The organism is Candidatus Sulfotelmatobacter sp. (genome assembly GCA_035504415.1).
Classification (GTDB): domain Bacteria; phylum Vulcanimicrobiota; class Vulcanimicrobiia; order Vulcanimicrobiales; family Vulcanimicrobiaceae; genus Vulcanimicrobium.
In genome coordinates this window covers 37,362-61,973 of the sequence record DATJRY010000016.1, presented here as the reverse complement: position 1 = coordinate 61,973, position 24,612 = coordinate 37,362, and the positions used below count along the sequence as shown (strand labels likewise).

20 protein-coding genes are annotated in these 24,612 nt (G+C 68.0%); 13 read left to right on the top strand and 7 right to left on the bottom strand.

The window, feature by feature from the left end; all coding sequences use genetic code 11:
- Positions 1–5: 5 nt before the first annotated feature.
- On the top strand, positions 6–1,112 hold the full coding sequence (locus VMD91_13595) for a hypothetical protein (protein HTW85097.1): 1,107 nt from the start codon (positions 6–8) through the stop codon (positions 1,110–1,112).
- 81 nt (positions 1,113–1,193) lie between these two features.
- Here VMD91_13595 and VMD91_13590 read toward each other — a convergent pair whose 3' ends face one another.
- A complete protein-coding gene (locus VMD91_13590) occupies positions 1,194–1,595 on the bottom strand; it encodes a YciI family protein (protein HTW85096.1) in 402 nt (133 codons plus the stop codon).
- Between the two features lie 15 nt (positions 1,596–1,610).
- Here VMD91_13590 and VMD91_13585 point away from each other — a divergent pair, with 15 nt between their 5' ends.
- The 6 genes from VMD91_13585 (at position 1,611) to VMD91_13560 (ending at position 7,502) form a co-directional block, all read left to right on the top strand.
- Entirely contained in the window at positions 1,611–2,489 is an 879-nt protein-coding gene (locus tag VMD91_13585) for a TetR/AcrR family transcriptional regulator (protein HTW85095.1), read from the top strand.
- A 101-nt stretch (positions 2,490–2,590) separates the two neighbouring features.
- Positions 2,591–3,841 (top strand): branched-chain amino acid ABC transporter substrate-binding protein, encoded by a 1,251-nt coding sequence (locus VMD91_13580; GenBank protein HTW85094.1) that lies wholly within the window; start codon positions 2,591–2,593, stop codon positions 3,839–3,841.
- Positions 3,842–3,863: 22 nt separating this feature from the next.
- The gene (locus VMD91_13575) at positions 3,864–4,811 is read left to right on the top strand and encodes a branched-chain amino acid ABC transporter permease (GenBank protein HTW85093.1); all 948 of its coding nucleotides are present in this window, start codon (positions 3,864–3,866) and stop codon (positions 4,809–4,811) included.
- Positions 4,808–6,046 (top strand): branched-chain amino acid ABC transporter permease, encoded by a 1,239-nt coding sequence (locus VMD91_13570; GenBank protein ID HTW85092.1) that lies wholly within the window; start codon positions 4,808–4,810, stop codon positions 6,044–6,046. The genes VMD91_13575 and VMD91_13570 overlap by 4 nt, the downstream gene beginning before the upstream one ends.
- Positions 6,043–6,807, top strand: a complete 765-nt coding sequence (locus tag VMD91_13565) for an ABC transporter ATP-binding protein (GenBank protein HTW85091.1) — start codon at positions 6,043–6,045, stop codon at positions 6,805–6,807. The genes VMD91_13570 and VMD91_13565 overlap by 4 nt, the downstream gene beginning before the upstream one ends.
- On the top strand, positions 6,807–7,502 hold the full coding sequence (locus VMD91_13560; protein ID HTW85090.1) for an ABC transporter ATP-binding protein: 696 nt from the start codon (positions 6,807–6,809) through the stop codon (positions 7,500–7,502). Before VMD91_13565 ends, VMD91_13560 begins: the two co-directional genes overlap by 1 nt.
- Positions 7,503–7,521: 19 nt before the next feature.
- Here VMD91_13560 and VMD91_13555 read toward each other — a convergent pair whose 3' ends face one another.
- Complete coding sequence (locus VMD91_13555) at positions 7,522–9,150, bottom strand: NHL repeat-containing protein (GenBank protein ID HTW85089.1); 1,629 nt, start codon at positions 9,148–9,150, stop codon at positions 7,522–7,524.
- Between the two features lie 445 nt (positions 9,151–9,595).
- Between VMD91_13555 and VMD91_13550 the strand changes: the two genes are divergently transcribed.
- A complete protein-coding gene (locus tag VMD91_13550) occupies positions 9,596–10,141 on the top strand; it encodes a hypothetical protein (GenBank protein ID HTW85088.1) in 546 nt (181 codons plus the stop codon).
- Between the two features lie 27 nt (positions 10,142–10,168).
- On the opposite strand, the gene VMD91_13545 is transcribed toward VMD91_13550, so the two are convergent.
- Positions 10,169–10,651 carry a GNAT family N-acetyltransferase gene (locus tag VMD91_13545; GenBank protein HTW85087.1) on the bottom strand — a complete coding sequence of 161 codons (483 nt, stop codon included), beginning with the start codon at positions 10,649–10,651 and terminating at the stop codon, positions 10,169–10,171.
- A gap of 537 nt (positions 10,652–11,188) precedes the next feature.
- Between VMD91_13545 and VMD91_13540 the strand changes: the two genes are divergently transcribed.
- Positions 11,189–13,528 carry a phosphoketolase family protein gene (locus VMD91_13540; GenBank protein ID HTW85086.1) on the top strand — a complete coding sequence of 780 codons (2,340 nt, stop codon included), beginning with the start codon at positions 11,189–11,191 and terminating at the stop codon, positions 13,526–13,528.
- Positions 13,525–14,640 (top strand): propionate/acetate kinase, encoded by a 1,116-nt coding sequence (locus VMD91_13535; GenBank protein HTW85085.1) that lies wholly within the window; start codon positions 13,525–13,527, stop codon positions 14,638–14,640. Before VMD91_13540 ends, VMD91_13535 begins: the two co-directional genes overlap by 4 nt.
- Positions 14,641–14,653: 13 nt before the next feature.
- On the opposite strand, the gene VMD91_13530 is transcribed toward VMD91_13535, so the two are convergent.
- The 4 genes from VMD91_13530 to katG all read right to left on the bottom strand — a co-directional run bounded on the left by VMD91_13530 (position 14,654) and on the right by katG (position 22,772).
- Positions 14,654–18,949, bottom strand: a complete 4,296-nt coding sequence (locus VMD91_13530; GenBank protein HTW85084.1) for a SpoIIE family protein phosphatase — start codon at positions 18,947–18,949, stop codon at positions 14,654–14,656.
- A gap of 152 nt (positions 18,950–19,101) precedes the next feature.
- Positions 19,102–19,548, bottom strand: a complete 447-nt coding sequence (locus tag VMD91_13525; GenBank protein HTW85083.1) for an ATP-binding protein — start codon at positions 19,546–19,548, stop codon at positions 19,102–19,104.
- A 137-nt stretch (positions 19,549–19,685) separates the two neighbouring features.
- On the bottom strand, positions 19,686–20,423 hold the full coding sequence (locus VMD91_13520; protein HTW85082.1) for a Crp/Fnr family transcriptional regulator: 738 nt from the start codon (positions 20,421–20,423) through the stop codon (positions 19,686–19,688).
- A 147-nt stretch (positions 20,424–20,570) separates the two neighbouring features.
- Entirely contained in the window at positions 20,571–22,772 is a 2,202-nt protein-coding gene (katG, locus tag VMD91_13515; protein HTW85081.1) for a catalase/peroxidase HPI, read from the bottom strand.
- 109 nt (positions 22,773–22,881) lie between these two features.
- Between katG and VMD91_13510 the strand changes: the two genes are divergently transcribed.
- From VMD91_13510 to VMD91_13500, 3 genes are read left to right on the top strand one after another with little or no spacing between them, the layout of a single operon-like run.
- The gene (locus VMD91_13510) at positions 22,882–23,838 is read left to right on the top strand and encodes a LysR substrate-binding domain-containing protein (GenBank protein ID HTW85080.1); all 957 of its coding nucleotides are present in this window, start codon (positions 22,882–22,884) and stop codon (positions 23,836–23,838) included.
- Positions 23,839–23,844: 6 nt separating this feature from the next.
- Positions 23,845–24,285 carry a VOC family protein gene (locus tag VMD91_13505; GenBank protein ID HTW85079.1) on the top strand — a complete coding sequence of 147 codons (441 nt, stop codon included), beginning with the start codon at positions 23,845–23,847 and terminating at the stop codon, positions 24,283–24,285.
- Complete coding sequence (locus VMD91_13500; protein ID HTW85078.1) at positions 24,282–24,572, top strand: hypothetical protein; 291 nt, start codon at positions 24,282–24,284, stop codon at positions 24,570–24,572. Before VMD91_13505 ends, VMD91_13500 begins: the two co-directional genes overlap by 4 nt.
- Positions 24,573–24,612 lie beyond the last annotated feature (40 nt).

Below are 24,612 nucleotides of genomic sequence, written 5' to 3'. Positions count from 1 at the left end.
CCGAGATGCCGATTCTGCTGGACCGTCCCGGCGGGGACGCCGCGAAGTCGATGCTCGCGGATCACTACCAAGGTTTGATCTCGATACGCGGCTACGTGCTCGCGCTCAGCAAGACGAACCTCACCCCGGTTTCCGATCCGCCGCCGTCATGGTACGACGGGCTCGTCGCCAAGATCGACGCGGCGAAAGCGCACACCAGTCCGTGGACGACCGAATTGGAGCCGGCGATCACCTCGACGCTGCCCGGGCAGATCGTCGAGTTCGGAACCCGGTTGCAGACGGCGACGAACGGGATTCTCGCCATCCTCCAGGCGACCCCGAAGCCGTCGCCCGACGACGCGAAGAAGATCGCCGACCAGCTCGACTGGCTGCGGCGCGGCATCGGCGACCACAAGGCCGACATCGACAAGCTGCGCGCCGATTTCGTCACGTTCCAACGCGCCGCCGACGCCGACTTGCACGCGCTCAACGACGGCGCAGATTCCGTGCAGCACGACCTCAACATCGACAATGCCCTGGTCGCCAAGCTGCAGGGTGACCAGCGCTCGGACCAAGCGGACATCGACGCGGACAAGGCGGCCATGGCAAAAGCCGGGGTGGCGGCAGGGGTCGGCATCTTCGTCGGCGCGTCGACGCTCGTGGTCTCGGGTGCCACCGGCATCGGCGCGGTCATCGGCGGCTTCGTCATCGCCGGGGCCGTCATCGAGGCCGCGACGGTGCTGTCGATCTACGGTGTGCGGCTCGCGGACGCGCAGCGCCGGTACGACCAGGATACGGCCGACCTCACCGCGGAGCAGAACCAAGTCGCCTCGCTGACGCTCGTCAAGGGCGTCGTCGACAACCTGATCGGGTTGAACGGAGGCATGTCGCAATCGCTCTCCGACGTTTCGGTGTGGTGGAGCACGATCGAGCAGAAGCTGGGGACCGTCGTCGACGACGTCGCGGCGGCAACCTCCGACGACGATCAGCAGGCGTGGCTGCTGCTCGGCGACGACATCCGCGCGACGCAGACGGAGTGGGCCGATTTGGCCGCGTTCGCGCAGAACATGCAGAACGCGGCCCTGGGCGCGACGGTGCAGGTCATCAGCGCCAAAGACGGGGTCGCGGCGTAACGCGCGTCCGCGACCGCGAGGGGTCTTCGCGCGTCGAGCGCGGGGAGTGGAAAAGCCTGCCGCAGCGGCAGGCTTTTCCCGTTACAGGGTGATCTCCCCGGCGCGCTCGCGGAGATCCGGCGAGAGCACCTCGCCGAAGTCGTCGGCCTCGAAAAACTCGCGGATCTCGATCGTCTCGCCGCGCTCGAACGGCACGTGGGTGAAGCGCTCGACGATCTCCTCGCGCGACTTGCCCTCGACGACCCAGAATCCCGCGACCAGCTCCTTGGTCTCCGCGAACGGACCGTCGGTGACCGTCGTGCGCCCGCCCTCGAATCGAATGCGCGTGCCTTTGGAAGATGGGCGCAAGCCTTCGGCCGCCAACAGGACGCCGTCTTTGGCGAGCTGCTCGTTGAACGCGATCATCGACGCGAACTGCTCGCGCTTCGGGATGACGCCCGCCTCCGAGTCGGCGTTGGCCTTCATCAGAACCATGAATTTCATCGTAGACTCCTCGTTGTGTGGGGTGTTCTACCAAAGCGTCGAACGGCCGGCCTCACTTTCGACAACAACGCGCCGGTATTTTCCTCGCCCGCAAAGCAAGCGAGCGGATCGGCCGATCCGGGAGCGGCACTGCGTAGGTTCATCGAGCGGCGCGGTGAAGAGCCGGTGCCATTCACGACGGGAAGGACGCAGAGGTTGTCGTCAGAGAGAAGCGGCCGGCGCACCACGCGCAGCAAGGCGGAGCAGCGTGCCGAAACGGTCGAGCAGATCCTCGATGCGGCGGAGCGTCTCTTTTCGCAGCACGGCCTGCACGGCGTCACCCTCAAGGACGTCGCCAAGAGCATCGACGTGCACCACACGCTGATCAACTACTACTTCGCGGACAAACGGCAGCTCTTCGACGCGGTCTTCGCGCGGCGCGCGGTGGTGACCAGCGAGCGACGCATGAAGGTGCTCGACGCGTACGAACGCGCGGCGGGAGCTACGCCGACGGTCGAGGGCGCGCTGCGCGCATTCCTCGATACGGACCTCGACCTCTACATCGAGGGCGGAGAGGGCTGGCGCAACTACGCCGCGCTGAGCGCGCAAGTCGCCAACACGCCCGAGTGGGGCGCCGCGCTGATGGACCAGCACTTCGACCCGGTGGTCCTTCGTCTGATCGGCCTGCTCAAGCGGGCGCTTCCCGACTGCGCCGAGGAAGATATCTTCTGGGGCTATCACTTCGTCACCGGCGCACTGATGCTCACGCTGGCGCGCACGGGCCGCATCGACAAGCTCTCGGGTGGCCTGTGCCGATCCGAAGATTTCGCCGCCGTCAAGGAGCGGATGGCGGCGTTCATGGCGGCCGGCTTCGTGGCGATCTGCCGCCGTCGTCACGGCACCCCCGCCCCCTAGAGAGACCGGAGGGAAAGATTCTTCTTGCGGGAAGCACGGCTGCGGCTCTTATCTTAACTCACATGTGAGCGAACAGCTCGCCGCCGCAGGAGACAGCTGGCATGAAGAACGCGTTCGTCCTGGCCCTCGCCGGGCTCGCCGTGCTGGGCACCGCCGTCGCCCCACCCGCCATGGGAGCCCAGGACACGATCAAGATCGGCTACGTCGATCCGCTGTCGGGCAGCGGAGCCAGCGCCGGCGAGATCGGCCTCGATCAGCTCAATTTCATCGCCGATCAGATCAACGCCAAAGGCGGCGTGCTCGGCGCCAAAGTACAGGTCGTCCCCTACGACAACAAGCTGAATCCGCAAGAGAGTCTGGTGCAGGTGCAAAAGGCGATCGACGACGGCGTGCGGATCATCACCCAGGGGAACGGCTCGTCGGTCGGCATCGCGATCGAGAACTTCGTCGCCAAGTACAACGAGCGGAATCCCGGCAAGGAAGTCGTGTACCTCAACTACGGCGCGATCGATCCGGTCCTGACCAACGAGGACTGCACGTACTGGCATTTCGCGTTCGATGCCAACGTCTCGATCAAGATGGCCGCGCTCACGAATTACATCAAGAAGAGCCCGTCGATCAAGAAGGTCTACCTGATCGACCAGGACTACAGCTTCGGCCATTCGGTCGCCGACACGGCCGTCAGCATGCTGAAAGCGAAGCGCCCCGACATCCAGGTCGTCGGCAACGAGTTCGTGCCGTTGCTGAAGGTCACCGACTTCTCGCCGTACATCGCCAAGATCAAAGCGTCCGGTGCCGACTCCGTCATCACCGGCAACTGGGGACAGGATTTCGCACTGCTGCTCAAAGCCGCGGGCGACGCCGGGCTGAAGGTCAACTGGTACACCTACTACGCCGGCATCGCCGGCGGCCCGACGGCGATCAAACAGGCGAACCTGCCCAATCGCGTCTTCCAGGTCAACGAGGGCGTCGACACGATCGCGGATCCGTCGGCGCGCAAGGTCGTGACCCAGTACCTGGCCGGCCACAAAGCGGACCCGTATTTCTATCCGCGGCTCTTCAACGAGATGGGCATGCTCGTCGAGGCGATCCGTGAGGCCAACTCGGCCGATCCGGCCAAGTTCGCCGCCAAGCTCGAAGGCATGAAGTACGCAACCTTCTTGAACGGCGCCGAGGGTTTCATGCGCGCGAGCGATCACCAGTTCTTCCAGCCGCTCTACATCTCGAGCCTCGGCCCCGTCCCGGCCGGCGAGTTCACCGAAGAGGACACCGGCTGGGGGTGGAACGTGAAGGGGCGCATTCCGACCGACGAGACGTTGTTGCCGACGTCCTGCAAGATGAAGCGTCCCTGATTCCGGCGCAGGCGAGGAACGCGTGCGCGAAATCATCCTGACCTCGACGCTGGACGGGGTCCTCTACGGCATGCTGTTGTTCATGATGGCCAGCGGGTTGACCGTCATCTTCAGCATGCTCGGGGTGCTGAACTTCGCGCACGCCAGCTTCTACATGCTGGGGGCGTTCTTCGGGTTCGAGATCAGCCGTCGGATCGGCTTTTGGCCGGGGCTCGTGCTGGCGCCGCTGCTCGTGTGCGGCATCGGGATGCTGGTCGAGCGCTACGGGCTGCGTCGGGCGCACCGGCACGGCCACGTCGCCGAGCTGCTGTTCACCTTCGGCCTGGCGTTCGTCATCCAGGAAGTCGTCGAGATGGTCTGGGGCAAGCTGCCCGTCGACTATCGCGTGCCGCCCGCACTCAACTTCCCCGCCTTCACGATCTACTCGACCAACTATCCCGCCTATAAGCTCTTCGAGCTGCTGATCGCGGTCGCGATCTTCGCCGCGCTGCTGCTCGTGGTCAAACGGTCGCGCATCGGCCTGGTCGTGCAGGCGGCACTCGGGCATCCCGCCATGGTCGGCATGCTCGGGCACAACGTCGATCGCGTCTTCATGCTGGTCTTCGGCGTCGGCACCGGGTTGGCGGCGCTCGCCGGCGTGATCGCGGGCCCGGCGCTGGTGACGCAGTCGGACATGGCGCAGCTGCTGGGCCCGATCCTGTTCGTGGTGGTGGTCATCGGCGGCCTCGGCTCGCTCGGCGGCGCCTTCGTCGCCTCGCTGCTGATCGGGCTCGTGCAGACGTTCGCCGTCGCCTCCAACGCTTCGCTGGCGAGCGTTTTCGGCGCGCTGGCGACCGACAGTCCGTGGACGCCTTACGTCGGCGACGTCTGGAGCGTCACCGTCGCCCAGGTGGCGCCGATCATCCCTTATCTGCTGATGGTCTTGGTGCTGATCTTCCGACCGCGCGGGCTGCTGGGCACGCGCGAGTGAAGGTGTGGATCGCCGCGGCGGTGGTGCTCCTGATCCTGCCGCTCGTCTTCGGGTCCGGGCTCGCGCTCACGACGATGTGCCTGATGGGCATCATGATCGTCTTCGCGCTCTCGTACAACATGCTGCTCGGTCAGACGGGACTGCTTTCGTTCGGGCACGCCATGTTCTTCGGGCTCGGGGGCTACGCCACGATCCACGTGATGAACGCGGCGCAGGATCACGGTCTGCCTGTCCCGCTCCTCGTGTTCCCGTTGGCGGGGGGCATCGCCGGGCTGCTCTTCGGGCTGCTGTTCGGCACCGTCGCCACGCGCCGCGGCGGCACCGCGTTCGCGATGATCACGCTGGGCCTGTGCGAGCTGCTCGCGTCGAGCGCGCTCATCCTCAAGCACGCCTTCGGCGGCGAGGAAGGCGTGAGCACCGATCGCACCGCGTTCGTGCACCCCTTCGGCCTCACGTTCGGCCCGCAGATCCAGGTCTACTATCTCATCGCCGCCTGGTGCTTGGTCGCGGCGGCCGCGATGTACGCCCTCACGCGCACGCCGTTCGGCCGCATCTGCAACGCGACGCGCGACAACCCGGAGCGCGCGGGCTTCATCGGTTACGACGTCCGGACCGTCCGGTTTCTCGCGTACAGCCTGGCCGCGTTCTTCGCCGGCATCGCGGGCGCTCTCAGCGCCATCAACTTCGAGCTGATGACCTCCTCGCAGCTCGGGGTCACGCAGTCGGGCACGGTCATCTTGATGACGTACATCGGCGGCGTGGGGGAGTTCATCGGCCCGGTCCTCGGTGCCATCCTGTTCACGTATCTGCAGACGATGCTCAGCGGCATCACGGACGTCTGGCAGCTCTACGTCGGGTTGCTCTTCATCGGGATCGTGATCTTCGTGCCCGGCGGCCTCGCCGGGCTGCTGGCGCGCCAGCGACCGCTGCTGCGCGCGGGGCAGCTGCACCGCGTTCTGCCGTACTACCTGTTGGCGCTGTTGCCGGGCATCGTCGCGGTCGTCGGACTCAGCATGGTGATCGAGATGACCAACCACCTCACCGTCCATGCGGCGGACGGCCAGACGATGACGCTGGGCGGGGCCACCATCAACGCCGCCTCGCCGATCCCGTGGGTGCTCGCCGTGGTCTTGCTGGTTGGCGGCACGGTCGCGTTCTTGCGCGCGGCCCGGGCGAGCGGACGCGCGTACGGCGACGCGCTGGCAGCGGTGCCGGCGTCCACGGGCGTCGCGTGACGGCGCTTCTCGCACCGCCGGTACTGGAGCTGCGCGGGCTCACCAAGCGATTCGGTCGAACGGAGATCATTCGCGGCGTCGATCTCGCCGTGCCGGCGGGAGAGCGTCACGCGGTCATCGGCCCGAACGGCGCCGGCAAGTCGACGCTCTTCCATCTGATCAGCGGCCGCCTGCGGCCGAACGAGGGGGCCATCGAGCTGCGCGGTCAGGACATCTCCGGCATGGCGCCGCAGCTGATCAATCGCCGCGGCCTCGCGCGCAGCTTTCAGGTCACCAACATCTTCCCACACCTGACCGTGTGGGAGAACATACGCTGCGCGACGCTGTGGTCGATGGGCTACCGCTACCCGTTTTGGCGCAATATCGACCGGCTGGCGGACGTGCGTGCGCGGACCGAGCAGATCCTCACCGACATCAATCTACTCGATCGCGCCCAGGTGACCGCCGGCGTCCTCACCTACGGCGAGCAGCGTTCGCTCGACATCGGCCTGGCTATCGCGGGGAACGCCGACGTGTTGCTGCTCGACGAGCCGACGGCCGGCATGAGCCGCGCCGAGACCGATCACGTGGTCGCGCTGATCCGCCGCGTCAGCGAGGGGCGCACGCTGTTGATGATCGAGCACGATATGGGCATCGTCTTCGACCTCGCCGACCGCATTTCGGTACTGGTCTACGGCAAGATCATCGCGAGCGACACGCCGGAGCGCGTGAAAGCCAACCGCGAGGTGCAACAGGCCTATCTCGGGACGGAGATCGCGTGATGCTCGAGGTGCGCGACGTCCACGCCTATTACGGGAAGAGCCACATCCTGCAAGGCGTCGACTTCACCGTCGGCGAGCACGAGATCGTCAGCATCCTGGGGCGCAACGGCGTCGGCCGTTCGACGACCCTCAAGACCATCATGGGCGACCCGGTCCCGAGCGGTTCGATCGTCTTCAAGGGCCGCTCGATCGCCGGTCTGCGGTCCCATGAGATCGCACGCTTGGGGATCGGCTACGTCCCCGAAGAGCGCGCCATCTTCCCGGCGCTGACCGTGGCGCAGAACCTGCTGCTCGGCGTCAAGCCGGGCCAGAAGACGCGGCGCTGGGGCATCGAGGAGACGTGGCGGCTCTTCCCGCAACTGCGCGAACGCGCCGACGCGCCGGGTGGCGCGTTGTCCGGCGGCGAGCAGCAGATGCTGACGATCTGCCGCACGCTCATGGGTGATCCCGAGCTGATCATGATCGACGAGCCGACCGAGGGTCTCGCGCCGCAGATGGTCGAGCGGATCGCCGACCTGCTGCGCGAGGTCGCGCGGCGCGGGATCTCGATCGTCCTGGTCGAGCAGCGTCTGCTCATCGCGCTCGGCATCTCGCACCGCATCTACGTGATGGGCCACGGGCGCATGGTGTTCCACGGCACGCCGGCCGAGCTGACCGCGGCGGACGACGTCCGCCGCGAGTGGCTCGAGGTCTGAGGTTCCGCTCCCGCCTCGGCTACGGCAGGACGGCGACTCCTTGCGGCGGGCTCGACGTTTCGAACGATGCTCCGAGCTTCGTCGATGCCGTCCCGGTGTCGGTGAATGCCGCGACCGTCCCGTTACTTGAGCTCGCGACATATAGGACGCCGTTCGCGAGGTCGTACGTGATCGCGTCGGGATGGTTGAGGCCGCTGAAGCTGCCTGCGACGGTTTGGCGGTTCCCGTTCTGATCGTAGACCGTCACCGTGCCGTTGCTGAAGTTTGTGACGTACAGCCAGCCGGTCACCGTGTCGTACGCGATTCCGTCCGGCGAATCCAATCCGCTGAACGTTCCGCTCAGTGTCTGTTGGTTACCGTTCATGTCATAGGCCGTGACCGTGTTGCCCAAGACGTTCGTGACGTAGATGAAGCCGTTCGCCGGATCGTAGAGAAGACCGTGGGGCTCGTTCAGGCCGGCGAAGGTACCGCTGGGCGTCTGCTGATTGCCGTTGGCGTCGTAGACCGTGATCGTGCTGTTCCCTTCGTTCGCCACGTAGAGATAGCCGTTGGTCGGGTCGTAGACGATGCCTTCCGGCGTGCTCAGGTTCGGGAAGCTTCCGCTCAGCGTCTGCTTCGTGCCGTTCGCGGTGTAGACGGTGATGGTGCTGTTGGCGGCATTCGTCACGTAGATGAAGCCGTTGGCCGGGTCGAATACCGCCGCGCTCGGACCGCCCGTTCCGGTGAAGCCGCTGCTGACCTCCAGGGTGCCGAACGGGCTGAATCCTAGGACGGCGTCCACCTCCACCTCTTCCACGTAGATGACCGACGGCTGGCTGAAGACATGGGCTTGCATCGTGAGCGTCGAGGCTCCGCTTTGCGCACTCGGCGTAACGGTCGCGGTCAGCAGGGCGGCGCCGGCGTACGGTGCGGCGTTCGTCAGCAGAAAGCGATTCGGCGCGCTCGAGCCTGACGCGGTGACGGTGTACGACGTCGTGTCGCTGCTCGAGAGCGCGACGGTCGGCGCGCCGACGCCGAGCACGTAGTTGCCGTCGGCGTCGACGCCGAGCACGGTGACGTAGCCGTTGTCTCCCGTGGGCAGGGTAAAGCCGTTCACCGGATCGCCGGCGATCGTCGTCGGCGAGTCGGCGATGATGCGGACCGAGGTAGGGATCCCGCCGATCGTCAGCGTGATCGTGTTCGTCGTGCCGGCGACGATCGAGAACGGCACGTTCTGCGCGGCGGAGAGTTGGTTGCCCGCGCCGTTCGGCTGGTCGTAGGTGGTGAACGTCGCGTCGTAATCGCCGGGCCCGAGCGTGAGAGTGAGCGTGCACTGCGTGCTCGCGAGCGTGGAGCTGCAACCGCTCGACGTCGGCGTGAGGTTCGCCGTCTGCGGATAGCCGCTCACCGACGTCGACGAGCCTTGGTCGGTCACGTTGATCGTGATGCTCTGCGTCGCGGGAGAGATGTAACGCGGCCTGCGCGAGCTTCCTTGCGTGACGCCGGCCACCGCGCCGTCGATGACGAAGCGCGCCGTACCCGTCTTTTCCGTCGGCGTCGCAGCGTGCGTGGCGGGGCTGACCGCTCCGGAACCCCCGCAGCCGGCGGCACCGAACGCGAAGACCGCGACGAGGGGCGCGGTGGAAAGCGCGCGCCGGAAATGGGACATTGGTGTCAACGGCTCCGGGGGTGCGTCCGCGCAGGCAAGGAACCCCCGCTTCCTCAAAATACCCTGCAAGACGACGAGTGCGTCGTACCAGGTACTCCGGAGAAGCCGTTGGCTCCGCCTGCGGCGCCGACGCGCGGCGCGCCAAATGTGCGGCACGGGCCGTTCGAGGCGCCGCAGGCTGCGTACGGGTCGGCTCGAACGTCGAGGAGGTGTTGAGCAGGCGCCACCTCCTCACGAGCGACGCGCGCCTCGCAACCCGGCGGCGCGGCCGAGACCGTTACGGGAGGTAGCGATCGTGGTTCGTTTTCGATTGTGTCGAGCGCTGGTACCGATCCTTGCCGCCGTTGCGTTTCCGTGCGTCGCGCAAGCCGCCACCAGCGAAGGATTGCCGGCGAGAGGGCCCATCGCTCCGTACCTCATGCCCGATCGACGCGCTGAAATCGCTTTGGCGCGCAGCGCCGCTCCGCCGTCGATCGCCGCGAAGCCCGAGGTGCTGGTGCTCACCCCTCACGGCTTCGAGACGGCGGTGCGGGGAACGAACGGCTTCGTGTGCGTCGTCGAGCGTTCATGGACCGCGCCGTTCGACGATACGGAGTTCTGGAATCCCAAAGAGCGCGGGCCCGACTGCTACAATCCGCCCGCGGCGCGCACCGAAATACCGCAGCTCCGGGCGCAGGCGCGCTGGGCGTTGGCCGGCCTGAGTACGCGACAGATGCTCGAGCGAACGAGAGCGGCCCTGGCCGATCATCGCTTTGCACCGCCGGAGCCCGGTGCGTTCGGCTTCATGCTCTCGAAGCATGGATATCTCAACCACGCGCACGGGCCGTGGCATCCCCACGTGATGTTTTTCATTCCACGCGGTCAAGTCGCGAGCTGGGGGGCCGACGTGCCGAATTCGCCGGCCCTGTCCGTCGATCGCGGTCCATATCTCTCGACGCTGGTGATGGTACCGGTGCTCACGTGGTCCGACGGATCGCCCGCGCCGCGCTGACGCAGAGCGGCGCGAGGGCCTCGCGCGTCACTCCTTGATCATGCGCACGACGGCAAGCGTCTCACCGTTCGCGAGCGGCACCGCGACGCGGTCGACCGCCGTGTAGCCGCGGCGCTCGTAGAGACGGACGCCGGTCAACGTCGCCCCCATCTCGAACCGCCGAAAGCCCGCGGCGCGCGCCGCATCCTCGCAGCTTTCGAGCAGGAGGGTGCCCAGGCCGCGGCGCGCCCACTCCGGGTGGACGAAGAACGCCCGGATCTTCGCCGCATCGACGGCGGGGTCGAGCTGGTCGTCCTCGCGGCGCGTCCATCGGTCGCCCCCGAAGAGGGTCTTCCGTTTGCTCCAGCCGCCACAGGCCACGATCTCGCTCTTGCTCTCGGTTTCGACCACGAGATACGTCCCGTCGTCGATCAAGGTGGTGTCGACGCCGAAGACGGTCTCCAGCGCGCCCTCGATCTGCAGATCGGTATAGTCGTGGCTCTGCAGCTCGCGCACGGAGCGCTCGATCACGCCTGACAGCTGGGGGACGTCGGCGTACGTCGCCCGTCGGACGCGAACCGCGCACTCGGCGGAGCCCACGGACCGACGCGCCCGTTCGGAGTCCACCGCGCTATCGTAGCGGAAATTCCCGACGTTGACAAATGGTGAAAGCGTACCGTAGGTTCTCTCGTATGTCGAAGGTCGTCTACATCACCAACGCGTCGGTGGACGGTTACATCGAGGATGAAACCGGCGCCTTCGATTGGGTCAATCCCGACCAAATACATGCGTTCATCACGGACTTGGTGCGACCGATGGGAACCTATCTCACACTATCGCTTGCGCCTCGGCTGAACCGGTCGGGGCGTTCCGGCTGGTACTGCCCGAAGCCCCGCGCCGTCTGCCCACATCGAACATTTCGCTCCGGACCGAGGGAGGCGCGCTCTCCCTGCACCGGCGAGGACTCCGTGTCGGTGGCGAAAGCCGAGTTTCACGGCATGCGGTCCGGGCAAAATGAGCTCGGGCCGCCATAACGGCAAGATAAGGTTCGTCGAGAAGGATGGGAACGTGTCGACCGCCGCCGTTCGCGATTTCTCCCTCGTCGACGTAGACCGCTGGTTCCGCGCCACCCTCTACCTCGGCGCCGCCCAGCTCTACCTGCGCGACAACGCGCTCTTGCGCACGCCGTTGCGTCCGGAGCACGTCAAGCCGCGGCTCCTGGGCCATTGGGGGACGCAGCCGGGACTGGCGCTCGTTTCCGCGCAGGTCAACCGGCTCATCCGGGATCGCGGCGCGAAGATCTTGCTCGTCGTGGGACCCGCGCACGGCGCGCCGGCGATTCTCGCCAACACGTTCCTGGACGGCTCACTCGGCGAGACCGATGCACGCTACGCGCGCGACGGCGACGGTCTCGCGCATCTCGTGCGCGATTTCTCGTGGCCGCGCGGACTGGCCAGCCATCTCACGCCCAAGGTTCCGGGGATGATGCACGAGGGCGGCGAGCTCGGGTACGCCCTCATCCACGCGTTCGGTGCGGTGTTCGACGTCCCCGACCGCGTCGCGGTCTGCATCGTCGGCGACGGCGAAGCCGAGACGGGGCCGCTCGCCGCCGCGTGGCAATCGCCGAAATTCTTGCACCCGGCCGAATCGGGAGCGGTGCTCCCGGTGCTGCACCTCAACGGCTACAAGCTGGGCGGTCCGACGCTGTATGCGCGCGCGAGCGACGACGAGCTACGCGAACATTTCGCAGGCCTCGGTTGGCACGTAACGGTCGTCACGGTCGAGGACGAGTCTTCCGCGCACGAACGGCTCGCGCGCGCGTTCGACCAGGCCATGGACGAGATCGCGGCCATTCAGCGGCGGGCACGCGGCGGCGAGGATGCGTTGCCGGTGTGGCCGCTCATCGCGCTGCGCTCGCCCAAGGGGTGGACCGGTCCCGACCGCGTCGAGGGCGTGCAGATCGAGGGCACCGAGCATTCGCACCAGATACCGCTCGAGCATCCCGTCGACGATCCGGTTCAGCTCGCGGCGTTGGAAGCGTGGCTGCGGTCCTACAAACCCGAGGAGCTGTTCGACGCGTCCGGCGCGCCGAACAGGGAGACGATCGCCCTCGCGCCGCGCGCCGGGACCCGCATCGCCGACGAATACCTGCGCACGTTTCCCGTGCGCGCCCTCACCTTGCCCGCGCTCGAAGCGCACGCCGTGGACGTGCCCGCACCCGGTGCGGCGCAGAGCGAGCCGATGCGCGCGCTCGGGACATGGATGCGCGACGCCGTCGCGCCCAACGCCGCCGGCGCGAACCTGCGTTTCTTCTGTCCGGACGAGTTCGCGTCGAACCGGATGGATGCGGTCTACGAGGCGACGCCGCGCGCGTGGATGCTGCCGCGGGTGGCGACCGATACGAATCTCGCGCCGCACGGACGCGTGATCGAGATCCTCAGCGAGACCTGTTGCGAAGGTTGGCTCGAAGCCTACGTCCTGACCGGGCGGCACGGGCTCTTCGTGAGCTACGAGGCCTTCGTGCGCATCGCGACCTCGATGGCGAGCCTGCACGGCAAGTGGCTCAAGATGGCGCACGAGATCGCCTGGCGTCCGGACGTCCCGTCGCTCAACTACGTTCTCAGCTCGCACGTGTGGCGCCAGGACCAAGACGGCTATTCACATCAAGGGCCGGGCTTCATCGGCTCGCTGCTCGACGCCAAGCGGACGACCGTACGCATCTATCACGCCTGTGATGCGAACGTGCTGCTGGCCTGCGCACAGCGCGCGCTCGAATCGCGCAACAAGATCAACGTGATCGTCGCCGGCAAGCATCCGGCGCCGCAGTGGCTGACCATCGCGCAAGCGCGCGAACAGCTGGAGAGCGGCGCGCTGTCGTGGGCGTGGGCCAGCGACGACGCGCCGGACGTCGTGCTCGCCGCCGCGGGGGACGTCCCGACCGTCGAGACGCTGGCCGCCGCGATGCTGCTGCGCGAGCACGTGCCGGGCATCCGCGTGGCGGTCGTCAACGTCGTGGATTTACTGGTGCTCGACCACACCGCCCCGGGCACGCTCAGCGAAGCGGAGTTCAGCGCGCTGTTTCCGGCCGGCGTCCCGGTGATCATGGCCTATCACGGCTATCCGAGCGTCGTCCACGAGCTCTTGCACGGCCGCATCGATCCCGATCGCTTCCACGTACACGGCTACGAAGAAGAAGGCACGACCACGACGCCGTTCGACATGACCGTGCTCAACGAGATGAGCCGCTTCCACCTGGCGAGCGACGCGATTCGCCGGCTCGGCCGCGAGGACAACGCCGCGACGGCGCTGCTCCGCTTCTGCGACGAGCGGCTCGAAGCGCACGTGGCCTACATTCGCGAGCACGGGATCGACCTGCCGGAGGTACGGGACTGGACTTGGCGGCGATGAACGCGCTGGCGTTCAACGCCGGCGGCGGAAGCAATCGCGCGATCCTCTACGCGCTGCCGGCCGGGGACGTGCTGCCGCTCGAGCCGCCGACACCGCTGTGGAGCGGCGAGATCGAGGAGAACGACGCGCCGCTCGACCAACTGTTCGCGACTCTGCCCGACGTGCCGGTCGCGCTGGTCGCGCATCGCGTCGTTCACGGCGGCCTCGATCCCGCCCGCCCGCTCCAGGCACGCATCGACGCGAGCGTGCTCGACGCGATCCGGGCCGCCGTCCCGCTCGCGCCCGCGCACAACCGCCCGGCACTCGACGGGATCGCGTACGCACGGCAGCGCTTTCCGGGGGTCCCGCAGATCGCGGTCTTCGACGATGCGCTGGGACCGGATGCGCCCGAGCTCGCCCAGACCGTCACCGGCCCCCCGGAATGGCGCGCGCGTTTCGGCATCCGGCGCATCGGGTTCCACGGCATCAGTCACCGCGATGTGATCGAACGGGTGCTCGCGCTGCTCGGTCGTGCCGACGCGAAGATCGTCGCCGTGCACCTGGGCAGCGGGGCGTCCGCGATCGCGTTCGACGGCCGGCGGATCGTCGAGACGACGATGGGCATGACGCCGCTCGACGGTGCGATGATGGGGACGCGCGCCGGCGCCGTCGACCCCGGCGTGCTCTTCCACCTTCTGCGCAACGGCTACGACGCGGCGCGGTTGGAGGACGACGTCAGCCATCGTTCGGGGCTGGCCGGTATCAGCGGCCTCTCGCTCGACACGCGCATCCTGATCGACGCCGCGGCGAGGGGGAACGCTCGCGCGGCATTCGCGCTCGATCTCTACTACTACCGCATGGCGCAATGCATCGGCGAGCTGTTCGCAACCCTGAACGGTGCCGACGCGCTCTCGTTCACGGGCCCGATCGGCCAGCACATGCCGCCCGTGCGGATGGGCATCGTCGCTCGGCTCGGCTTCGCCGGCTTCGCGCTCGACGCGGAGCGCAACGACGCGATCGCCGAAGGCGAGCCGGTCGACGGACCGCTGCACGCCGCCGGCAGCCGGCCCGTCTTCTCGATCCGTACCCTCGAAGAATGGGCGATGCTGCGGCGCGCGATCGCGCTTCGCTGACCGCGGACCACGCTCACTCGGCGATCAGGCCGATCCGCTCCCCGAAGCCGTGGACGAGTGCGCTCGAATAGGTGTCGGCGGGAAGATCGACGAGCTGACGGCCTTGCATGCGAAGCACCGCGCACGCGTGACTTCCCCCACGCGGGCCTTTGGAGACGCGGAAGTCCTGGGTCAACGCCGACACGATGAACAAACCGCGTCCCGACTCGCTGAGCAGATCGGGCGGGAGGATGGCGATGTGCCGGAAGCCGGGCCCGCGATCGATCACGTGCAACACCGGATCGGGCCCGCTCCAGTCGACGATGACGTCGACCTCGCCGGCCGCGTACCGCACCGTGTTGCTGACCAGCTCACCGAAGACGACCTCCGCGATCGCGACGTCGTCGCGCGCGGCGCCGCGGTCGGCGAACGCATCGGCGAACGCTCGGCGCGCGGCGGTCACCGAGCGCGCGTCGTGCGTCTGCAGCGTCCAGCGCTGCAGCGCCTCGCGCCCGCGGCTGTCGCGGTCGGGCGTCGCGCGCACGCTCAGCACCAGAACGGCGACGTCGTCGCGCGCGGCGGCCCCGTTCATCATACGCTCGACGATGTGCTCGGCGGGCCGGGCGTTCGGCTCGGCTGTGACCGTGGCGAAGACCTCCCGCATCCGCTGTTCGCCGCTCAGCGGCGCGCGATCGGATTCGGTCAGGCCGTCCGTGTAGAGCAGCAGGCACGAGCCGGCGGGGAGATCGATCGTCGTGCTCCCCGAATGCGTCGAGTTCGATCGCAGGCCCAGCGGCAAGCCGGTTCCCGCGAGCGTGTCGATCCGCCCGTCGGGACGCCGCAGGAACGGCGGCGGCTGGCCGGCCGACGCGTACGTCAAGGTGCTGTTGATCGGGTCGAAGACGCCGACGAACGCCGTCACGAACTTGTCCGGGTGCTCGAGCCGCAGCGCGCGATCGGCGGCGTCGAGCATCAACGCGGGGTCGGCGTGCACCTGCGCGATGCCGCGGATGATCTGCCGCATGTTGCCCATGGTGACGGCGGCCTGCAGGCCGCTTCCGGCGACGTCACCGATGGAGATGACGACGCGGCCGTCGATCAAGCGCAGCGCGTCGTACCAATCGCCGCCGACCTGCGCTTCCTCGCGGCCCGGCGCGTAGAATGCGTCCAGCTCCAGGCCCGGCGTGCTCGGCAGCAGCGCCGGGAGCGACGCTTGCTGGAACGACTCGGCCGCGCGATGCTCGCGCTCGAAGAGCCGCGCTCGGTGGATCGCCAGGCCGGCGCGGCGGCCGAGTTCCTCGAGCATCGGGAGGTCGTCTTCCGTGTAACGGCGGGTCGGGGACGTGTAGACGACGGACAGGGCGCCGAGCGTCTCTCCCTCGGTGCGCAGCGGCACGACGACGGCCGAATGCACCCCGAGCTCGAGGTACGCGCGCACCTCGGCCGCGTCGCCGGCGACGTGCGCGACGATCTCCGGCGTTACGAGGCCAGACAGCTGCGAGGTGCCGGTCCGCACCGCGTGCGTCGGGCCGTGCTCGCTGTGCGGATTGAGATGGATGCGCCCGACGAACTCTTGGGCGATACGGTCCTTGCGCGCGTCGCCGTGCGCCATCGCCACCGTCTTGATGCGGTCGTCGTCGGTGCGCAGATCGATCTGGCACCAGTCGGCGATGGCCGGGATCGTGAACGACGCGACCGCGTTCAGCGTGGCGTCGAGATCGAGCGGCTGGGCCAATATCTCCGACGCGCGCAAGAGAAAGTCGCGCTCGCGCGCGGCCTGGTGCTGATCGTGGACGTCCGCGATCGTGCCGATCCAGCGGGCGCGCGCGCCCTGCACGCCCGGGTGCGGCAACGCGCGCGCGGTGAACCAGCGATAGGCGCCGTCGTGCCGCCGAAGCCGGAACTGGTCACCGAATTGCCGGCCGGAGCCCAGCGCGGTGCGCCAATTGCGGTCCCATCGCTCCGCATCGTCGGGATGGATGACGCTGGTCCAGCCCAGTTCCAGCGCCGACTCGGCCGGCAAGCCCGTGTAGGCCGTGTACTCGTCGCTTACGAAGAGCAGCTCCCCGTCCGCGTCGCTCTCGAAGACGATGTACGGCAGCGACGAGGCGAGCGTGCGAAAGCGCTCTTCGCTCGCCCGCAGGTCGCGCGTCGCCTGCGCGCGGAGCGACGCCGCGTTGATCTGCGCGTACACGCGCGCGAGCAGCTCCTCGGCCGAGAACGGCTTGACGATGTAATCGTCCGCGCCTTCCAGCAGACCCTCGAGCGCGGCTTCTTCGCCGGCGCGGGCCGACAGCAAGATGAACGGCGTGGCCGCGAGCCGCTCGTCCGCGCGCACGGCCGCCAGGAGCTCGAACCCGTCCATCTCCGGCATCATGACGTCGCTGACGATGAGGTCGAAGGGTTCGCTGCGCGCCGAAGCCAGCGCCTCGCGCCCGTTCTTGACCGCGGTGACGGCGTACCGCCCGGACAAGATGCTGCCCACGTACTCCCGTAGATCGGCGTTGTCGTCGGCGAGCAGCACGCGAGCCGCGTCGCGTCCGACCGTCGTCGTCGCGGCCGGCTCGGTCGTACTCGACCGCACCACGGTGGCCTCGACGTCGGCCAAGTATTGCTCGACCGCGCTGGCATACGTCGCGTCGCGCGAGACGATCTGGGCGGCGTCCAGGTGGGCGCTGCCCAGCGGAATGCACACCCGAAACGTCGTCCCCGCTCCGAGGGTGCTCTCGGCGTCGACGCTGCCGCCGTGCAGCGTCGCCAAGTCGTGGACCAAGGCGAGGCCGATACCCGTTCCCTCGTGGGTGCGCGACCGCGTTCCGCGGACGCGATGAAAACGCTCGAACAGCTGCGGCAGCTCGGTCGGGGCGATACCCACGCCGGTATCGCTGACCCGAAGTTCGGCCATGGTTCCCGACCGCCGGAGCGAGACCGCGATGCCGCCCTCGAAGGTGAACTTCAGCGCGTTCGAGAGCAGGTTGAGCAGAATGCGTTCCCACATCGAGCCGTCGACGAAGACCGGCTCGTCGAGCTCGGCTTCGACGGTGAAGCGCAGGCCGGCGCTCTCGATGGCCGAGCGGAAGCTGCTGGCCACGTCACGGGTGAACGCGGCCAGATCCGTCGGTGCGAACGCGGCGTCGTTCCGTCCGGCTTCAAGACGCGAGAACTCGAGCAGCGTGTTCACGAGCTTGAGGAGACGCAAGGCGTTCCGCCGAGCCGTCTGCGCGAGCGACCGCTGACGGTCGTCTTCCGTTCGCGCCAGGTCCGCCAGCGGTCCGAGCATCAGCGTGAGCGGCGTGCGGAACTCGTGGCTGACGTTCGAGAAGAAGGCCGTCTTGGCGCGATCCATCTCCGCCAGCATGTCGATGTGCTGCTTCTCTTCTTCGGCCGCGCGCGCGTTTTGAATCGCGGTGCCGATGTTCGACGCGACGAGGTCGAAGAAGGCGCGATACTCTTCGTCGAGCGGTCGCGTCGGATTGACCGCCGCGACCAGCGCGCCGAGCGGCCGCGCCTCCGCCCGCCCGGCCATGGGAAGGACGACCGCGTCGACGATGGGTTGCCCGGCTTCGCCGAGCACGTCGACGTCGACGTCGCGCAGCGACACCGTCTCCGCGCGCCCCGTTCGGATGACGCCGTCGATCGCACGCCCGACGGCGTCCGACGCCGTGCCGTCGAGGAAGAACGAACGGCCGGCCAGGACCTCGCCGTGTTCCGCCGCGCCGACGACCTGTTCCAAGGTGCAGCGCTCTCCCTCGACGAGGTACAGCAGCGCGAACGGGGCATCGTCGCCGTTCTTGGCCAAGGTCGCGGCCGCCGACGCGCACGCCGCGCTCGTCGACTTCTGCGTCAGGACGTTTGCGACCAGCTCCGAAAGCGTCCGCGAGCGGCGGGCACCAACCACTTTCGCCGTCACGTCGTTCGAGGGACAGAACAGACCGGCGACCGCCCCGGACTCGTCGCGAATCGGGCTGTAGGAAAACGAGTAGAACGTCTCTTCGAGGAAGTCGCCGCGGTTCATCAACAGGCGCACGTCATCGACGAAGCTGGCCTCGCCGTGACGGAAGACCTTGTCGGCCAGCGGTCCGCAGACGTCCCAGATCTCGGCCCACACCTCCTCGGCCGGCCGTCCCAGCGCCCACGGGTGCTTGGCAAGCCCGAGCACGTGCAGGTACGCGTCGTTGTAGAGGAACGACATCTCGCGCCCCCAGCCGATCCACATCGGGTGACGCGAGTTCAAGATGAGGCTGACGGCGGTCTTCAGACTGGGAGGCCAGGCTTCGAGCGGGCCGAGCGGGTGGTCAGCCCAGGTGAACCGCGCGATGTGCGCCGCCATCTCCCCTTCTGACTGCAAAAAGGAGCGCGTGGCCTCGGAAGCTCGCGTCGGCGCGTCGCTGCGGTGGTCGGTCATCTCGCTTCGGCCTTGGTACCCGCGAAGCGCTCAGGCCAAGCGCAGCCTCCCTTGCTCCAGAGCCGTCGCCCCGCCGGTCACGCAGCGTCCGAGGACCGGCACACCGGTAAGACCACGCTGACGTAGGCCCCCCCACGGACGTGGTTGCCGAACGCCATCTTCACGGCCAACGCCTTCACCAGGGCCAGACCCCGACCGCTCTCGGCGGTCGGGGTGTCGAGCGTCGTCGCCGGCGCGGCACGAAAGCCGCTGCCCTCGTCAAGGACGTACAGGATCGGGCGCCGGCCGCGCCAGTCCATCGAGAGCAGCGCGCGCCCCGGTGCGTGCCGCGCGACGTTGCTCAGGAGCTCGCCGACGATCAGCTCCGCCGAGGAGAGGTCGGACTCGTTGCCGGCGTGATGGCGCAAGTACTCGCGCACCGCGACGCGCGCCGGCGTCGTCGTCGTCGGGTCGGAAATGTCGAGCACCCACTCCCACTGCGAAGCGCTGCGATCCGGTTCGGGAAGGTCCCGCCGATCAGCCATGCCTGTCCCAGCCGCGCCATTGGGTGTCCGCACTCGAGGGGAGGCAGGAACGGCAGCGCCTCGACTTCGGTACGATTCCGTACCCTGCTTCTCGGGCCCTCACCCGCTCCGGGGGCGTTTGCCGGTAACGATTCAGTTCAGCGACCCCGGCCACGGATGTCGTATCCCATCAGCCGGCGCAGCTCGGCGTTCACGACGGCGTAGCATTCGCACGCGGCCGCCTCGAGCGCGGGCCGGTCGAGCACGAGAATGTGTCCACGGCGAAAGGCGATCAGGCCGGCCTTCCCGAGCAAGCCGGCCGCAACCGTGACGCTCGCGCGCCGCACGCCGAGCATCTGCGCCGAGTACTCGTGGGTCAGCCCCAGCTCGTCGCTCACGACGCGGTCGGTCGCCATCAGGATCCAGCGCGCGAAGCGCTCTTCGATCGGGTGCAGGCTGTTGCACGCAACGAACTGGGTGGCGGCGTTGAAGGAGTACTCGGCGTACGCGAACGCGCGCTCGCGCAAGTCGCGGTCCACCCGCATGCGATCGATGAAGAGCTGCGCGCTCATGCAATACGCCGAATCCTCGATCTGCACCACGGTGACGTGCGGGCTCATGCGGCTGCCGTAAGCGATGGAGAGTGCGCTCATCCCCTCGTGGCCGGCCAGGCCCACCTCGATGCCGCCGCCGTCCTTGAGCCGTGCGACGGTCGAGATCAGGCTGCGAATCGGAAAGTGGATCTCCTCGATGAGTGTCCCGGCTTGGGCCAGAATCTGCCCTTGACGGAGCGAGGAGCGAACCAGCGTCGGCGTGAGCGTCTCGCGCGTCGCGAGCGAGAGCGAGTCCAAGAAAAGGTTGCCCGTCGTCGCCGGCAGGCTTGCGGCATGCGTCATGCCAGGGCCGATCTGCCGGCGCAAAAGAAACGCCGAGCCCGGCAACTATAGCATAGACGGGTCGTGAACCGTCACCTCGAGTGGTCGATGAGCGCAAAGAAGCCCCCGGCGCAGCCGGAGGCTTCTGCGTATGCGGTCGCTCGCCGGTCAGCGGACGTCGAAGCGATCGGCGTTCATGACTTTCGCCCACGCCGCGGCGAAGTCGCGGACGAACTTCTCCTTCGCATCGGAAGCGCCGTAGACTTCGGCGATCGCGCGCAGCTGCGAGTTCGAGCCGAAGATCAGATCGACGCGCGTGCCCGTCCACCTCAGCTGACCAGTCTTGCGGTCTTTGCCTTCGAAGCGTTCGGCGGCCTCCGAGGTCTTGGTCCAGGTCGTGCCCATGTCGAGCAGGTTGACGAAGAAGTCGTTGGTCAGCTTGCCCGGCGTCGCCGTGAAGACGCCGTCCTTCGAGCCGGCGGTGTTCGCGCCGAGCACGCGCAACCCACCGACGAGCACCGTCATCTCCGGTGCGGTCAGCGTCAGCTGCTGCGCTTTGTCCACCAGCAGCTCCTCGGCGGTCACGTTGAGCGGCGCCGCTTTGAGGTAGTTCCGGAAACCGTCGGCGTACGGCTCGAGCACGCCGAACGACGCGACGTCGGTCTGCGCTTGCGAAGCGTCGCCGCGGCCGGACGTGAACGGCACGCTCACCGTGACGCCGGCGTCCTTCGCCGCCTTCTCGACCGCCGCGTTGCCGCCCAGCACGATGAGGTCGGCGAGCGAAACCTGCTTGCCGGCGTCTTTCTGGATCTGCTCGAGCGCGCTCAGCGTCTTGGCCAGTTGGGCGGGCTGGTTGACCTCCCAGTTCTTTTGCGGCTCCAGACGCACGCGCGCGCCGTTCGCGCCGCCGCGCATGTCGGAGCCGCGGAACGTCGAGGCCGACGCCCACGCCGCGGACACCAAGTCACTCACGCTCAGGCCCGACGCGAGGACCTTCTCCTTGAGCGCCCCAACGTCCGCGTCGGAGAGCGGGGTGCCTTTGGGAATCGGATCTTGCCAGATCAGATCTTCCGTGGGAACGAGCGGGCCGAGGTAACGCGCGCGCGGTCCCATGTCGCGATGCGTGAGCTTGTACCACGCGCGCGCGAAGGCGTCGGCGAACTCCTGTGGGTTCTCGTAGAAGCGGCGCGAGATCTTCTCGTACGACGGATCGGTGCGCAGCGCCAAGTCGCTGGTGAGCATCATCGGCGCGTGCTTCTTGGAACCGTCGTGCGCGTCGGGGACGGTGCCGACGCCGCCGTTGTTCTTGGGCTTCCACTGCTTGGCACCGGCCGGGCTCGCGGTCAGCTCCCACTCATAGCTGAACAGGTTCTGGAAGAAGCTGTTGTCCCACGTGATGGGGCTCGCCGTCCACGCGCCCTCGAGGCCGCTGGTGATCGTCGCGTCGCCGTTGCCGGACTTGTAGCGGTTGGCCCAGCCCAGGCCCTGCGCTTCGATCGGCGCGCCTTCGGGCTCGGGGCCGACGTACTGGTCGGGCGGCGCGGCGCCGTGCACCTTCCCGAACGTGTGGCCGCCGGCGATCAGGGCGACCGTCTCTTCGTCGTCCATCGCCATGCGCGCGAACGTCTCGCGGATGTCGCGCGCCGAACCGGCCGGGTCGCCGTTCCCGTCGGGGCCTTCCGGGTTCACGTAGATGAGGCCCATCTGTACCGCGCCGAACGGGCGCGCGAGGTCACGATCGCCGCTATAGCGCTTGTCGCCCAGCCATTCGCGCTCGGCCCCCCAATTGACGTCCTCTTCCGGCTCGAACACGTCGGGTCGGCCGAAGGCGAAGCCGTACGGTTTGAGTCCCATCGACTCGAGCGCGCAATGCCCCGCGAAGACGATGAGGTCGGCCCACGAGATCTTGCTGCCGTATTTCTGCTTGATGGGCCACAGCAGGCGGCGCGCCTTGTCGAGGTTCGCGTTGTCCGGCCAACTGTTGAGCGGCGCGAAACGCTGCTGACCGCGGCCCGCGCCGCCGCGTCCGTCGAACGTGCGATACGTGCCGGCCGCGTGCCAGGCCATGCGGATGAAGAACGGGCCGTAGTGGCCGTAGTCGGCCGGCCACCACTCCTGCGAGTTCGTCATCGCCGCCATCATGTCGGCCTTGAGCGCGTTGACGTCGAGCTTCGCAAAGTCGTCGGCGTACTCGTAGTCGGCGCCCATCGGGTCGCCGCCCGGATGATTCGGGTGCAGAACATGCAGGTTCAGCATGTTCGGCCACCAGTCTTGATTGGTCATCATGCCGGCGTCCAAATGGGTACCGGCCGGTCTGCCGTGCGGCACCGGGCACTGAGCGCCGTTCTTCTCGAGTTCCGCGTCTCGCATTCGTTGCATCTCCGATCGTCGTTACTACCGACACGGTAGCACTTCAGGATGGGGATGTGAAATCGATTTTTTTGGAGGTTTTCTGAGGTAGCACCGATTAGTCTGGGCCATGCGGCAACCCGTCCTGGCCAATCTGTCGCTCCGCGACCTGGAATACGCGATCGCGGTCGCGCGGGAGCGCCATTTCGGGCGCGCCGCCGAGGCCTGCGGGGTGAGTCAGTCGGCCCTGAGCGAGCAGGTCCGCAAGCTCGAGGCGACTCTCGGCCTCCCGCTCTTCGAACGGACCAAGCGCCGCGTGGCGCCGACCGTCCGCGGGCTGGCGATCCTGCGGCAGGCCGAGGCTCTGCTCGGCGACGCCCGCCGGCTCCTCGACGACGCGCATCGCAGCGCCGAGCCGCTGTCCGGCGAGCTGCGGCTGGGCGTGATCGCGACCCTGGGCCCGTATTACATGCCGTTCGTCATCGCGCTCTGCCGGCGCCATTTCCCGCACCTCGACTTACGGCTGCGCGAGGCGACGACCGGCGAGCTGCTCGCCGCGCTGCGCCGCGGCGATTTGGACGCGACGCTGCTGGCGCTTCCGGTCGGCGCGGACGACCTGATCGCCGAGCCGCTGTTCTTCGAGCCGTTTCGGCTGGCATGCCGCAGCGATCACGACCTGGCGCGGCGCGCGCGCGTCGACCTGCGCGAGCTCGACCGCGGGCCGCTGCTGTTGATGGAAGACGGCCACTGCCTGCGCGATCAGACGCTCTCGCTGTGCGACCCCGCGCGGCTGCCGGCGCAGAGCCGGTACGCGAGCTCGCTCGAGATGTTGCGGCACATGATCGCGGCCGGCGAAGGGATCTCGCTGCTGCCGCTGCTCGCGACCGCCGAGCACACGACGATGGATGGGATGATCGCCTATCGCGAGCTCGACAGCGAGCGCGCGGGACGCATGATCGCGCTGGTTTGGCGCACGACGGAGACGCGCAGCGCCGATCTGCGAGAGATCGCGGCCGCTTTGCGCGAAGTCCTCCCCCGTGGGGTGCTGGCACTCCGCGCGGCGTCCGGTGCACCGGGAGGAGGTTGATCGCCCATGCGACCTGCGCGCGCGACCATCAGCGCGACGACCGACTTCGTCGTCACGGCGACGATCATCGTCGCCGACATCGCCCGCTCGACCGAATTCTATCACAAGGTGTTCGACGCGGCCGTGCTCTCGAAGGGAGAGCCCACGCTGCTGCGCTTCGGGAACACCTGGCTGATGATCGCCCGCGGCGGCGGGCCGACCGACGACAAACCGACGGTCGTCGCCTCGCCGCCGCGCCAGCCCGACGTCCTGAGCGGGTTCCTCAACCTGCGCGTCAAGAACGTCGCGCACTGCCACGCGCTGTGGAAGTCGCGCGGCGCGCACTTCCTCACCGAGCCGAAAGTGCACGACGGAGAGATCCGCTGCTACATCCGCGACCCGGACGGCTACTTGATCGAAGTCGGCCAGGATACCGACGGCGATACGCCGCTGGAGGCGTACCGGTGAGCGGGCTCGGCACGGAAACGTACGCGGAGCGCTTTGCTCGAATCGTCACCCACTACTGGCGACACGCCGCATTTCTCGACGACGAGCAACTCATCCGGGACGCCGGCTCGCTGACCGGGATTCCCGGCAGGCTGATCCACGGACGTTACGACGTCAGCAGCCCGGCGGAAACCGCGTGGAGGTTGCACCGCGCGTGGCCGGCGAGCGAACTGCAGATCGTCGCCGACGCCGCTCACGCGGACGCCGCGCTGATGAAGCACGTCGTCGCGGCCTGCAATCGTCGCTGAGCGTGGCGCCTCGGCGCGCGGCAGGAGACGGCGGGCGAGC

Bases quoted from the DNA above. Each gene is read 5' to 3' on its own strand.
- VMD91_13525 (HTW85083.1), bottom strand. From the start codon at position 19,548: ATGGCTGATCGGCGGGACCTTCCCGAACCGGATCGCAGCGCTTCGCAG.
- VMD91_13555 (HTW85089.1), bottom strand. From the start codon at position 9,150: ATGTCCCATTTCCGGCGCGCGCTTTCCACCGCGCCCCTCGTCGCGGTC.
- katG (HTW85081.1), bottom strand. From the start codon at position 22,772: ATGCGAGACGCGGAACTCGAGAAGAACGGCGCTCAGTGCCCGGTGCCG.
- VMD91_13560 (HTW85090.1), top strand. From the start codon at position 6,807: ATGCTCGAGGTGCGCGACGTCCACGCCTATTACGGGAAGAGCCACATC.
- VMD91_13505 (HTW85079.1), top strand. From the start codon at position 23,845: ATGCGACCTGCGCGCGCGACCATCAGCGCGACGACCGACTTCGTCGTC.
- VMD91_13535 (HTW85085.1), top strand. From the start codon at position 13,525: ATGAACGCGCTGGCGTTCAACGCCGGCGGCGGAAGCAATCGCGCGATC.
- VMD91_13595 (HTW85097.1), top strand. From the start codon at position 6: ATGCCGATTCTGCTGGACCGTCCCGGCGGGGACGCCGCGAAGTCGATG.
- VMD91_13510 (HTW85080.1), top strand. From the start codon at position 22,882: ATGCGGCAACCCGTCCTGGCCAATCTGTCGCTCCGCGACCTGGAATAC.
- VMD91_13530 (HTW85084.1), bottom strand. From the start codon at position 18,949: ATGGCGGCGCACATCGCGCGGTTCACCTGGGCTGACCACCCGCTCGGC.
- VMD91_13580 (HTW85094.1), top strand. From the start codon at position 2,591: ATGAAGAACGCGTTCGTCCTGGCCCTCGCCGGGCTCGCCGTGCTGGGC.
- VMD91_13590 (HTW85096.1), bottom strand. From the start codon at position 1,595: ATGAAATTCATGGTTCTGATGAAGGCCAACGCCGACTCGGAGGCGGGC.
- VMD91_13520 (HTW85082.1), bottom strand. From the start codon at position 20,423: ATGACGCATGCCGCAAGCCTGCCGGCGACGACGGGCAACCTTTTCTTG.